General features: G+C 52.8%; 9 protein-coding genes and 2 pseudogenes. 1 reads left to right on the forward strand and 10 read right to left on the reverse strand.

Features of this window, described 5'->3' with window-relative positions; translation table 11 throughout:
• Position 1 precedes the first annotated feature (1 nt).
• The 6 genes and pseudogenes from IPI86_RS13475 to dnaG all read right to left on the reverse strand — a co-directional run bounded on the left by IPI86_RS13475 (position 2) and on the right by dnaG (position 5,162).
• Entirely contained in the window at positions 2-514 is a 513-nt protein-coding gene (locus IPI86_RS13475; RefSeq protein WP_345298531.1) for an NADH-quinone oxidoreductase subunit C, read from the reverse strand.
• A gap of 55 nt (positions 515-569) precedes the next feature.
• Entirely contained in the window at positions 570-1,058 is a 489-nt protein-coding gene (locus tag IPI86_RS13480; RefSeq protein ID WP_345298532.1) for an NADH-quinone oxidoreductase subunit B family protein, read from the reverse strand.
• Positions 1,049-1,405: an NADH-quinone oxidoreductase subunit A gene (locus tag IPI86_RS13485; RefSeq protein WP_345298533.1), complete on the reverse strand. Its 357-nt coding sequence runs from the start codon at positions 1,403-1,405 to the stop codon at positions 1,049-1,051. Before IPI86_RS13485 ends, IPI86_RS13480 begins: the two co-directional genes overlap by 10 nt.
• 188 nt (positions 1,406-1,593) lie before the next feature.
• Positions 1,594-2,382 (reverse strand): annotated as a pseudogene (locus tag IPI86_RS13490) (sigma-70 family RNA polymerase sigma factor); the annotation flags it as partial.
• A 489-nt stretch (positions 2,383-2,871) separates the two neighbouring features.
• Positions 2,872-3,228, reverse strand: a pseudogene (locus tag IPI86_RS13495) (sigma-70 factor domain-containing protein); the annotation flags it as partial.
• Positions 3,229-3,257: 29 nt separating this feature from the next.
• Positions 3,258-5,162 (reverse strand): DNA primase, encoded by a 1,905-nt coding sequence (gene dnaG, locus IPI86_RS13500; RefSeq protein ID WP_345298534.1) that lies wholly within the window; start codon positions 5,160-5,162, stop codon positions 3,258-3,260.
• Between the two features lie 28 nt (positions 5,163-5,190).
• Here dnaG and IPI86_RS13505 point away from each other — a divergent pair, with 28 nt between their 5' ends.
• Positions 5,191-6,792: a hypothetical protein gene (locus IPI86_RS13505; RefSeq protein ID WP_345298535.1), complete on the forward strand. Its 1,602-nt coding sequence runs from the start codon at positions 5,191-5,193 to the stop codon at positions 6,790-6,792.
• A gap of 57 nt (positions 6,793-6,849) precedes the next feature.
• Here the strand turns inward: IPI86_RS13505 and IPI86_RS13510 are convergent, their stop codons facing one another.
• From IPI86_RS13510 to glyQ, 4 genes are all read right to left on the reverse strand, one after another.
• On the reverse strand, positions 6,850-8,367 hold the full coding sequence (locus tag IPI86_RS13510) for a peroxiredoxin family protein (RefSeq protein WP_345298536.1): 1,518 nt from the start codon (positions 8,365-8,367) through the stop codon (positions 6,850-6,852).
• 180 nt (positions 8,368-8,547) lie between these two features.
• Positions 8,548-9,492 (reverse strand): hypothetical protein, encoded by a 945-nt coding sequence (locus IPI86_RS13515; RefSeq protein ID WP_345298537.1) that lies wholly within the window; start codon positions 9,490-9,492, stop codon positions 8,548-8,550.
• Between the two features lie 58 nt (positions 9,493-9,550).
• Positions 9,551-11,575, reverse strand: a complete 2,025-nt coding sequence (gene glyS / locus IPI86_RS13520; protein WP_345298538.1) for a glycine--tRNA ligase subunit beta — start codon at positions 11,573-11,575, stop codon at positions 9,551-9,553.
• Positions 11,503-12,552, reverse strand: a complete 1,050-nt coding sequence (glyQ, locus tag IPI86_RS13525; RefSeq protein WP_345298539.1) for a glycine--tRNA ligase subunit alpha — start codon at positions 12,550-12,552, stop codon at positions 11,503-11,505. The genes glyS and glyQ overlap by 73 nt, the downstream gene beginning before the upstream one ends.
• Between the last annotated feature and the right edge of the window lie 7 nt (positions 12,553-12,559).

The following is a 12,559-nucleotide window of genomic DNA, read 5'->3' on the forward strand; positions in this document are numbered from 1 at the left end:
ACTATTCCTTTGCGTACGGCTTGCGCAGATCGATCTCATCAAAGTTGAACGTGAATTGCGGCTCTTCATACCCAAGCGGGTAATCCTTGCGGAGCGGGTGTCCCACATGATCGTCGGGCATGAGAATTCTGCGCGGATCGGGATGGCCCTCGACCTCGATGCCGAACATATCGAGGAGTTCACGCTCACGCCAGTTCGCAGATGCATATACAGCGGTCACGGTCTGGACCTTCGGGCTGCTCCCGTTTAACGGGACTCTGATCTGCACCGAAAGATTTTTTGCAAGCGAGGTAAATTGATAGATGACATGAAAACGCGGCGATTCTTGCGGCCAGTAATCTGTGGCAGTCAATGCCGAGAGCAATTCAAATTCCTGTTCGTCGCGCAAAAGGGTCAACGCCTCCACGATCTGCTCGGGCTTCACGAACAGATGCACTTCATCGCGGAATTCCTCATACGTCGCGCCGAATTTATCCTGAATTGCTTTTACAACGGGTTCAAGATTTTTATTCATAAAAAATATTCCTTAAGACCTGACAGTTTTTCGTTGTCAGGTCTTATGAATGGATTTACTTAACCGCCAGATCCTTGAATTTCTCGCCCTTGACCTTTTCATACACGGTCAACACACCGTGGATCAAGGCTTCGGGGCGCGGCGGGCAACCCGCCACGAATACATCCACAGGCACAACTTCATCCACACCCTGATAGATGGCGTAGTTATTGAAGACGCCGCCGCAGGAGGCGCAATCGCCCATGGCGATCACCCATTTCGGCTCGGGCATCTGGTCATATAAACGGCGAAGGACGGGCCCCATTTTTTTCGAGACGCGTCCCGCTACGATCATCAGGTCCGACTGGCGCGGGCTGGCACGCATGAGTTCCATACCGAAGCGGCTCATGTCATAGCTCGCTGATTGTGCAGACATCATTTCGATGGCGCAGCAGGCGAGGCCGAACAACATCGGCCACATCGCATTGGTACGCGACCAGTTCACCACGGTCTCAAGCGTGGTGGTCACCACGCCCATGTTTCCAAGTTTTTGTTCTACTCCCATTCCAGGGCTCCTTTTTTCCAGGCATACACATAACCTATCAATAAGATAACGATAAAGACGACCATTTCAAGCAACCCAAAAATGCCCAGATTGCGAAATGCGATCGCCCAGGGTAAAAAGAACACAACTTCAATATCAAACAAAATGAACAATACGGCAATCAGGTAAAAGCGGACGGGCATGCGCCGTGTCCCTTCACCGTATGGATTCATGCCAGATTCATAAGGCATGGACTTCGCTTCCGTATTTTTCTTTGGCCCAAATAACTCCCCCAAGCCTATCGCGATGAATGCGATCAGCGTGGCGACCGCAATCATCACTCCAATGGCAATATATTCCAATAACATAAAAACACCTCTTGGTGTGTAAAATCGGTGCGTGAAATCTGGCACGTTCGGCGAAGTATATCATAAGAGACTTTCAGGGAATAGACAAAGTGTCACTTTTCACAAAAATGATGATAATTGTCATATTGAAGAAAAAACAATAAAAAGACCGCCTTTACGGCGGTCTTTTTATTGCCCAAAAATTCTTTTCAGTCTCCCAAATAATCCCTCAACTCACGGCTTCTGGCGGGGTGACGTAACTTCCGCAGCGCCTTCGCTTCGATCTGGCGGACACGTTCACGGGTCACATCGAAGTAGCGGCTGACCTCTTCGAGTGTATGTTCCCTGCCATCGCGCAGGCCAAAGCGGAGCTCGAGCACATCGCGCTCGCGGTCTGAAAGCGACTCAAGCGCGTGCTGCACCTGTTCGCGGAGCATTTCGCGCGCGGCGGCATCCATCGGTGACGGGGTGTCTTCATCTTCAATGAAATCGCCCAGCGAACTGGAATCCTCATCCCCCACCGGGCCTTCGAGGGAGACAGGTTCTTCGGCAGAGCGAAGCACACGGGTGATCTTTTGGGTGGCGAGGTCGAGCAATTTTTGCAATTCAGGTTTAAGCGGTTTGCCTTCGGCATGTGAGCGCAAGATCGTTTGCACATCAGAAGCGGAAAGATAACCGACTTCCACCGCAAGTTCTTCACTGCTTGGATCGCGGCCCAATACCTGCGTGAGATGTCGTTGCGCGCGCAGAATGCGTGAAATGGATTCGAATAAATGAACGGGAATGCGGATCGTGCGCGCCTGTTCGGCAATGGAGCGATTGATGGATTGGCGAATCCACCAGGTTGCATAGGTGCTGAATTTGAATCCACGGCGCGGATCGAATTTACTGACAGCGCGCAGCAGACCCATATTGCCTTCCTGGATCAGATCAAGCAGGGACATGCCGCGGCCAAGATAACGCTTGGCAACGCTCACCACCAAACGCAAATTCGCGCGGATGAGCGCCTGATTCCCATCTACAGCGCGGGCGTGGACTGCGTCCATTTCGCTGAGCAGGTCTTCGTCTGACGGCAGGTTGCGGTAGAGTGTGCGCTGTCCGGGCATGGCGTTTTGGGCGCGGACATTCGTCAGCAGCCACTCTGCATATTTAAACGGAAGCAGGTGCAGGTTAAGAAAGACACCGTAGGCATGTCGTGCAAAGTTATCCCAAAGATGGTCCACTCCCCAATGGCCGTTATCCAGATAAGCGCGGAAATACGAAGGCGAATCGAATTGCCAGCCCGAGTGAAGCGACTGGGCTTCAGCGACCATCAAGGCGAGGTTGGGAAGTTCACAATCAAGCTGCTCGGTATCTTCAATGAGACGATCCCACGAAGTGGACATTTCCACGAGCAGGGCATGATAAATGGAAGAAGCAAGTGAAACGCCCTTGCGTTGTTTTAATTTTCGCAGCGCGGTGATGTGACGGTCGGCTTCGCTGAGTGTGGCAAGGCGAAACTCACTGTCTGAATCGAGCAGTTTCACCAGACCGATCTCGCGCAGGTACAAACGTACAGGGTCTTCCGAAAGCTCCGACTCCAATTCGTGCGAATGCAGCGGCACAACTTCATCGAGATCCTCCTGCTGGGTCAGCAGGGATTCATCGGGTTCAATGATCTCATCGGCGGCAGGATCGAACAGCATATTCCCCCCATTCGACAGCGCATCCAAAACATCGCTCTCTGGAAATTTCATTTTGGCGTCTTTTGATTTACGCCCCGCTGGTTTTTGCGCGGTCTTTGATTTTGGTTTTGGCATGGTTGCGGGCTTGACTCTTGATTTGGACTTGGGTTTTGCGGTCATCGGTACCTTCTCCCTGATAGCTGCATTCACTACCGCTTTGAGGACAACTTTCTCTTGGCCTGATCCAAACTATGAAGCAATCTCGTCATCTGCAAAGTTTGCTCCTGATACAACTTCATATTCGCCCCTCCCTGTTGCTGATCTTCCTCCTGAAGAAAACGCAATTGATTGACATTCAACATCGCATTCGCGCGGCGCAGATCCATGAAACGCGCCAGCAGGTCATCGAGGACCTTATCTTCCACGGGGTCGAGGTTGTCAGAACGCGCGACCAATTCCTTCGAAAGATCGCTGACCGATTCAGGCACATGGGTCATCACGTAATGATGGTAATCCTTTTCATCCTGCTCGACCGCCATACGCACAACATCGAACAACAACTGATGGTCAGTATACTCGAAATCCTCCACGGCCAATGCGGTCAGGTCGGCTTCCTGCATGCGTTTATCGAGGCGGTATAACAACTCCGGCTTGCGCAGCAAAACACCGAGGCAATAGGATTCGATCTTCAAAGTGGGATTGACCGCCACAATGCCAGACGATACGACTTTGTGACTTTGTTCCACGCCGCGAGGCTTGCGCTTCGCCACTGGACCCTGAACCTGCGAGCTCAACAAGGAGCGTTCATCAACCCGCAGCATTCGCGACAACGCCTGACGGTACGTGTCACGTTCCATGGCATTCGGCAGGTCTTCGATCAGCGGAAGCACCTGTGCCGCAATTTGATTCTTGACCTTGGCATCGTTCAGGTCCTGCCCAGCCGCCAGCGAATCCATCACGTGCGTGACGATGGGCTTGGCATTCTCGATGAGCTTCTTCCATTCTTCTTTATCGCGCGCCACGATCTCATCGGGGTCGAGGTCATCAGGCATGGTGGCAACGCGCAGATCGGCTTGCAGGCGGGCTTCATTTTTCAGCAGGCCGCGCGCATCGAAACCGAGTTCGCCTTCGCGGTCCATCGCAGAGCGGGCGGCGTCGAGTCCGCGCAGGACGGCTTTTTGGCCTGCCACATCGGGGTCAAGCGCCAGCACAATGCGCCGCGTGGATTTCTTCAACAAACGCAATTGATCTTCGGTCAACGCGGTTCCCATTGGCGAGACGACGTTTTCATAGCCTGCCTGATGCAGCGCGATGACATCGAGATAACCTTCCACGATCACAGCCTGATCCGCCGCGCGGATGGGCTTGCGGGCGCGGTCGAGGCCATAGAGCAGGCGGCCTTTGGAGAAGATGGGCGTTTCGGGTGAATTCAAAAATTTGGGAATATCGTTCGGGTCCACGATACGCGCGCCAAAACCAGACATCTTTCCATTTTCATCGCGGATGGGAATCATGATGCGGTTGCGGAATTTATCGTAGGTGCGCGCTTCGTCATTTTCACGGACAGTGACCATGCCCGAGTCGATCAAATCCTGCTGGCTGTACTCCTTGGAGAGGAAGTGCTTCAACAGGTTGTCATATCCGGGCGGGGCATAGCCCAGGCCGAAGGTTTCGATGGTGGAGTCGGTCAGTCCACGCTTTTCGCGCAGGTAGGTCAGGATCGTGTTATTGCTAAAAAGCTGACTGCGATAATAAATGACCGCATCTTCAAGCAGTTTGCGGAGGTGCTCGTAGGCTTCCTTTTGCTGGGGCGATTCGCGCTGGTAATCCTTGATCTCCACGCCTGCGCGCAGAGCCAGTTTTTGCATGGCCTCTTTGAAATCCAGGCCGTCGCGCTTCATCACGAACTTGAAAATGTCGCCGCCTTCATTACATTGACCAAAACAGCGCCACGTGCCAGACTCGGGCCAGACCACAAAGGCAGGCGTGTGCTTGTTATCGTGGAAGGGACAAAAGCCCGTGTAGTTCTTCCCCGCATGGCGCAGTTTCACCCCGGCCTCGGAAACGAGGTCGACAATATCAATGCGGACTTTGATCTCATCAATGGTGGACATGGTTTGGTTTGAATTATACTTGCCCCCTATGAATTCAAGGCTAATCAAAAACAAGGCGCTCGCGATCCCGTTTTTGGCGGTGTATGCGTGGCTGGTGATCCGCACTTCGTGGGTCGGGGACGATGCGGTGATCACCTTCCGTTCACTGGAAAATTTCCTGCATGGGTATGGGCCGGTGTTCAACATTGGCGAACGGGTGCAGACGTTTACGCATCCGCTGTGGTTTTTGCTGCAGGCGGCAGCGGGGTTTGTGTTCAATCTTTGGAAGAGCAATCCCTTCGGCCAGGGGCAGATGTACTTCCTGAACGTATTTATCTCCATTGGGTTGTCGCTGCTGGTGGCGATCATTTTTGCTTTTAATACGACATCTTCCACAAAGGGAGCGATTTTGGGGCTTTTGATCTTTTCGGTCTCCAAATCATTCGTTGATTATTCGACGTCCGGGCTGGAAAATCCGCTTACGCATTTGATCTTGCTGTTGTTCACACTTGCCTATCTGACAAAGAAGGAAGACTCACAGCGCAGCATCTACATCCTTGGAACGCTGGCAGCTCTCGGCGGGGTGGACCGTCTCGATACGTTGTTGTTCTATTTCCCGGCGCTGATCCTGTTGTTTTGGCAGAGTCCAAATAAAGGGAAGACATTGATCACGCTCGGTTTTGGGTTTCTGCCGCTGATCGCGTGGGAATTATTTTCTCTTTTTTATTATGGGGTGCCATTTCCAAATACGGCGTATGCGAAGATCAACACGGGCATTCCTGAATCGAGCCTTATTACGCAGGGGATCTTCTATTATCTGAATTCGTTGAAGCTCGACCCGATCACGTTGTTGACGATCATTACGGTTTCAATCGCAGGTTGGATGAATCGAAACGCCGCGCACAAGACCATCCTTGCGGGGGTGCTGCTGTATTTGCTTTACACGATCTACATCGGCGGCGATTTCATGAGCGGACGATATTTTTCCACGCCGCTGCTGATATGTGTCACGCTGCTGGCAACCATGGATTTCAAATCGCCGAAGGTGTATGGCTTTGCAATTGGAATCGTTTTGCTGGTGGGCATCGCGCCCATTTTTGTGATCCCTGAACGCGCGCCTGCATTTGGCGTCGGGGACGAGGGAGATCACCGCGTATTCGTCGATGAACGTGGAATTTCAGATGAGCGCATCGTGTACACCGGGCTGGGGCTTTTCGAGCGGATAAAAAAGAAGAGCGCGCCTTCCACGAATTATGCCCGCGATAAATGGGTGTACCTGCCCGGTGAGCCTGTGAGAGTGCGCATTCTGGGTCCGCTGGGATTGAACTCAATGACGCTGGGACCTAATTTTCATGTGATCGACGTAAACTCACTGGCTGATCCATTGATGACGCGTATGCCGCTCTACGAGATCGAACGCTGGCGCATCGGTCATTTTCGGCATATCATTCCAAAGGGATATGAAGAAACGCTCAAGAGCGGAGAGAATCGCATTGAGAACAAGGACATCGCCCTGTATTACGACAAGCTTTCCTTTATCGTCAGGGGCGAGTTATGGAGTTGGGAGCGGGTGATCGAAATATGGAATTTCAATACAGGCAAGTATGATTACCTGTTGGAGAACGTCACGCCTGCCGATGCGGCGGAATAAAAAACAAAAAGGCCGCGCATAACAAATGCACGGCCTTTTGATTTCTGGCAAAACAGGTTACGGGGCAACGGTGGGAATCAAATTCAACAATCGGCGCACGTTCATGTTCAGCATGGAATAATCCATCATGCCGAGTTGACCGAACGACACATTTCCATTGGCATCCACGAAGAAATTCAGCGGGAATAAATTCTTTCCGCCATATTTTTTGAAGGTATTCCCATTCGGATCGACCAGCATTGGGTAGGTGAGGTCATGGGCATCGCGATAGGCGCGTGCATGGTCGGAGTTACCCCACACGTCCACGGCCAGCACAACGATCCCGGCATCCTTATATTCTGTGTAAATATCCTGCATGGCCTCGGCTTCGGTGTCGCAATAGCCACAGCCGTTGGCCCAGAAGAAGATCACCACAGGTTTGCCTCTGAAATCGTCAAGGCTCACTTGATTGCCGGTGTTGGAATTCCTCAATGTAAAGTTAGGCGCCTGCATTCCAGTGGCGAGACCGGTTTCAACTTCCGCATTGGGGTCGTCCGTGCCGATCACGTTAGATATCAGCGTGGGAGTCGCTTCGATGAAGGCGAGCGTGCTGGTCGGGAAGAGTGTAGGCGAGGCAGCGGGCGTCCACGTGGGCGGAAGGCCGAGGGTTGGGATGGTGGTGGGAGTCTCTGTTGGGCCGACAAATACCGGCGGCGTGGGAGAGACGACCGTTTGACTGCGCAGAACGAAGAAAAAGCCGACGAGGATCGCGATAAAAACGCACAGGAAGATCACGATCAACACCACGTATTTAATTAAGTTCGCATTCTTTTTGGGAGCGGGCTTTTTCCCCGCAGGACGGGCAGGCTGCTGGGGAGTTTCAGAATGAAATGGAGAGACCCCGGAAGAATCGTATGCATCCTGACCATAGGAACTTTCAAACGCACTTGGCGCAGGGCGCGGAAGATCGTCATCATCGGGAAGGAATGAGGAAGACGCCGGGACGGAACGATACGAATTCTGATCGGGGAAGGAACGCTCGAACGCGCTCGGCGTTGACCGAAGTTCGTCTTCATCTTCCGGGAAAAACGGGGAGGAGGCTGATGAAGATTGATAGGCATCCTGACCGTGAAAGGAAGACTCGAATGCATTGGGAGCTGACTGTTCATTCACATCGTCATCGGGCAGGAACGACACAGCCTCCGGAGGGCGATACACATCCTGACGGGTAAAGGAGGATTCAAACGCGTTGGAAGATGTTTGCGGGGCCGACTCTTCGTCCGTGATGAACGGAGCAGTGATCGGGTTGAGACGAGACGGTTCCTGACTGAATGAATTCGATTTCGGGGCGATGTCGCTTTGGAGTTTCAACAAACGATTGCGGGCGGGGATATTCCCCGGGTCGAACTTCAAGACGCGCTCCACACAATCCAGTTGTTGTTTCGGCTCGGTCAATATAAAACTGAGCATCCACCAGGCGCGGGAGGAATCGGGATGGCTTTGGACGTAGCGCAACAGGGCTGCCCGCCCTTCCTGTTTTTTTCCATCACGCAGGAGTTGTTCGATATATTCCAAGCCGTTGTTTTGTTCAGCCATGTTGGGATTATAGACTCCGCTTCACGCAACGCAAAGGTGACATTTATCCTAAGATGAAAGTACGGCAGGACCAAGTAAATCCTGCCGTACTGATGATCTTATTGGTACCGTTTCGCAGTATAACGCCCTCGCGCGGCCCCGCCCCTATGAAATTCATTGCAAAAGACGGGCAAGGCAGGGTCATTCAGGGCAAATTTCCTTGATGGCCTGAACAATGCTGCCATCTTTCACTTCATAGACCATCACCCCCATCCCCTCCCAGCGGGTGACCTTGATAAGCACTTCGAGGTTGGCATCCTGATTAAGGTCGAGAAAATCATTCAAGACATATGTGTAAGGATAGGTTGCCTCAGGCTGAGCGGAAAGATAAACATCCGCAACAAGCGGGGTCGTGATGACCTCACTTCCATTCACTTTTCTCATTAAGACGATGGAATAATCACCGCCCGCAGTGACAGGCATGACGGTGCTGGCAAAATGTGATGCCGATATGAACACTTCATCAGTTCCGTCACCTTCGATGTCGGTGCGCAAAATGCGGGTGATATCCACTTCAGGCTGGGCCATTCCCTGCGCAATGAGCCAGTCAGCCACTGCTTTTTGATACACGGGGCTATCCGCCGCAATATCTTCAACAGGGCGGGTGGTGACCTGCCAGCCTTGAACAAAGCCAAACAGAACGGATGAATCATCAGTCAGATCCGAACCCACATAGTAACTCCCACAATATGGAGGCTCCACAGAATCGATGTTGCTTATCGCTGCGGAGGCTGTAAAACCTCTGGAGCTATAAACAGCGTAAGGCTGGTCATATCGGATCTGTTGAACCACATCATCATCCGTTATCCAGGCGCCATCCCGGACCCCGCCCAGGATCTTGAAACTGTAAAAACGATCTACATATTCACGATAGAGGATCGGAGAGAATGAGCCCGCAGGCAAAGGCGCTACATTTGGCGTGGGTGTAAAAGTTGCTGGGGGAGTTTCAGTGACGGTTGCTGTGATCGTAAAAGTTGGGCGGGGTGTTTGAGTGTCGATTACTGGCACTACAGTCGCCGTCGGCGCGGTGACGCACGCGCTCAGTATCAAGATACACAGAATAAACAGGAAGTGAAATATTTTCATGGGGTTCTCCTGTTCCAGTATAAAGAAAAATGGACGGGTTGAGTCCCGTCCATTTTTCCTAGAAGCCTTCCAGCTTACTCAAGTCTGCGATGCCGTTTGCGAGGCTGGCGATCTTTTGCAAGAGGCCCAGCCGATTTTCTTTTACGGCTTTATCCTCAGCCATGACCAGCACTTTATCGAAGAAGGCGGTGATGGATGGGATGAGGGCGGCGATATTCTTCAGAAACGAATCGACATCGCCTGCAACAGCGGATGGCAGGCGGTTGACCGCTTCGTACAACCCTTTTTCTGATTCTTCGACGAGTTGCTTTTCACTCACCTCGAACTGTGTCTTCTGGTCGCGTGTGATGCGGACACAGCGGGCGAAGCCGTCCAAAATAGTGGACCAATCTTCGCGTCCCACCCAAGCGGACAGCTGCTTCACCGCGCGGACAGTTCCCGCAGGGTTATTAGATTGCGCCGCAAGAACGGATTCGATGACATCGTGCTTGTAACCGAGATCACCCAACACAACCTTCAAGCGGCCTGTGATAAATTCCAAAATTTGTTTTTGCACTTCTTCTTTGACTTCAATCGGCTGTGTCTTTGCAGATTTCTTCACGGCATCGGCCAGATCAAAATCAACGCCATGTTCGATCAACGGCTGGACAACTCCAATTGCGGCGCGGCGCAGACCGAACGGGTCTTTCGCGCCAGTCGGCGCAAGACCTGCGGCAAACAAACCCACCAATGAATCAAGTCTGTCAGCGATGGCAATGATGAGGCCCGCTTTCGATTGCGGAACAGTTTGATATTGTTCACCAATGGCGATCGCAATATCCTTTTGTTCGCCGCTTCGCAAAGCATACTCACCGCCGATAATGCCTTGGAGGGAAGTCATTTCAGTGACCATCTGAGTCGCCAAATCTGCTTTCATCAAATGCGCGGCGCGACGGGCAAAAACAGCTTGGTCGGCTTCGAGTCCCAATACGGGAATCAATTCATTAACCAGTTTCTCGATGCGTTCGGATTTATCCAACATTGAGCCAAGTTTTGTATGGAAGGTTAATGACGAAAGCTTGGGACGATACTCTTCCAATTTCAGTTTCACATCTTCGCGGACGAAGAAATTGGCATCGGCAAAACGCGCGCCCAAGACATGCTCATTTCCTTCTCTCACGGTATCAATATGAATGTCGTCACCGTTGCGGATGGCAATAAAATTTGGGAGAAGTTTTCCACCACCATGCACATCGGCAGCGCTCAGCGAGGAGAATTGAACAGGGAAATATCGTTGATGTTTCTTCATCACCGAGATGAGCACATCACGCGGCAGGGCGAGGAATTCTTCGTTGAAGCCGCCCATGACTGCGGTGGGCATTTCGATCAGGTTGGTGACTTCGTTGAGCAAGCCTTCTTCGATGATGGCTTGTCCGCCGAGTAGGGCTGCGGCTTGGTTGACCTGTTCGACGATGGAGGCTTTGCGTTCTTCTTTATCGAGCAGGATGCCTGCTTCGCGGATCACATCAAAATATTTATCAGCGGATGGGATGGTGATGTCGGGCGAGCCGTAGGGGCGTAAGCCACGAGAAATATTTCCAGATGTCACGCCAGCATATTCAAACGGGATGACCATGTCACCGAGCAGGGCAACGTACCAGCGGATGGGACGCGAGAAGGCAATGCCTGAGTCGTTCCAGCGCATGGACTTTTCGAACTTGATGCTTTCGACCAATTTGGGCAACGCATCCACGAGGACTTCGGGAGTGGGGCGTCCCTTTTGCTTGACGACAGCGGCGACGTATTTTCCACCGTCGATCTCGCGGGCTTCGAGCGTGGCAGGGTCGAGATTATTTTTCTTGGCAAAACCAAGCGCGGCTTGCGTGGGCTTGCCGTCTTTGTCGAAGGCTTTATCAGCGGGCGGACCTTTGACGAGGTCTTCGCGGTCTGGCTGATTCGGGGAGAGAGAGTCGATAGAAACAACGATCCTGCGCGGGGTAGTGAAGATGCGAATGTCGCCGTGGGTGAGATTCAGTTCCTTAAGCAGGTAGGCATCCGTTGGCTGAGTTGTTCGTAGGCGGAGTCGACATCGTTGGCGGGTAATTCTTCAACTCCAATTTCAAGGATGAATGATGAAGGATGAGGGATGAATGTCGAAAGATTGAAGGGTTTGATTTCATCCTTCATCCTTCCGCCTTCATCCTTTTTGAGAAGCGGATACTCCAGCCCCTTGCGCTGTTCGCCATAGGAGACTGCTACACCTTTGGCTAATTCGCGGATGCGTCTAAAAAATGCTTGACGTTCGGCGACGGAGATGGCGCCGCGGGTATCGAAAATATTGAAGCAGTGCGAGCATTTGAGGACGTAGTCGTGCGCGGGGACGATGAGACCCTGCGCGAGACAGGCGTCGGCTTCGGCGGAGAAGAGGTCGTACATGGCGCGGACGCGTTCGACGTCGGCGGTCTCGAAATAATATTTGGAGTGTTCGAACTCTTCCTGACGGCGGATCTCGCCGTAGGTGACGCCTGCGCCGTATTCTTCGTTCCAGATGGCTTTGGCGTTGTTGAGCGCGATGAGGATGCGTTCGAGCCCGTAGGTGATCTCGACCGAGACGGGGTCGAGCGCCACGCCGCCCATCTGCTGGAAGTAGGTGAACTGCGTGATCTCCTGCCCGTCGAGCCAGACCTCCCAACCCAAACCCCACGCGGAGATGGCGGGCTGTTCCCAGTTATCCTCCACGAAGCGGATGTCGTGCTGGCGCGGGTCGATGCCGAGGGCTTTGAGCGACTCGAGGTAGAGTTCCTGCGGGTTGCCTGGGTCGGGCTTGAGGATGACCTGATACTGGGTGTGCAGTTGGAAGCGGTTGGGGTTCTCGCCGTAACGCCCGTCATCGGGGCGGACAGACGGCTCGACGTACGCCACGTTCCACGGCTCGGGTCCGAGCACGCGCAGGAAGGTGGCAGGGTTCATCGTCCCTGCGCCCACCTGGGTGTAGTAGGGCTGTGTGATCAGGCATCCGTGCGATGCCCAGAAGTCTTGTAGTTTGAGGATGATTTCTTGAAAGGAGGAGGGTTTCGTCATTTGTTTC

This window comes from Candidatus Villigracilis affinis (assembly GCF_016705895.1).
Lineage (GTDB): Bacteria > Chloroflexota > Anaerolineae > Anaerolineales > Villigracilaceae > Villigracilis > Villigracilis affinis.

Bases quoted from the DNA above. Each gene is read 5' to 3' on its own strand.
- IPI86_RS13475 (WP_345298531.1), bottom strand. From the start codon at position 514: ATGAATAAAAATCTTGAACCCGTTGTAAAAGCAATTCAGGATAAATTC.
- IPI86_RS13480 (WP_345298532.1), bottom strand. From the start codon at position 1,058: ATGGGAGTAGAACAAAAACTTGGAAACATGGGCGTGGTGACCACCACG.
- IPI86_RS13485 (WP_345298533.1), bottom strand. From the start codon at position 1,405: ATGTTATTGGAATATATTGCCATTGGAGTGATGATTGCGGTCGCCACG.
- dnaG (WP_345298534.1), bottom strand. From the start codon at position 5,162: ATGTCCACCATTGATGAGATCAAAGTCCGCATTGATATTGTCGACCTC.
- IPI86_RS13505 (WP_345298535.1), top strand. From the start codon at position 5,191: ATGAATTCAAGGCTAATCAAAAACAAGGCGCTCGCGATCCCGTTTTTG.
- IPI86_RS13510 (WP_345298536.1), bottom strand. From the start codon at position 8,367: ATGGCTGAACAAAACAACGGCTTGGAATATATCGAACAACTCCTGCGT.
- IPI86_RS13515 (WP_345298537.1), bottom strand. From the start codon at position 9,492: ATGAAAATATTTCACTTCCTGTTTATTCTGTGTATCTTGATACTGAGC.
- glyQ (WP_345298539.1), bottom strand. From the start codon at position 12,552: ATGACGAAACCCTCCTCCTTTCAAGAAATCATCCTCAAACTACAAGAC.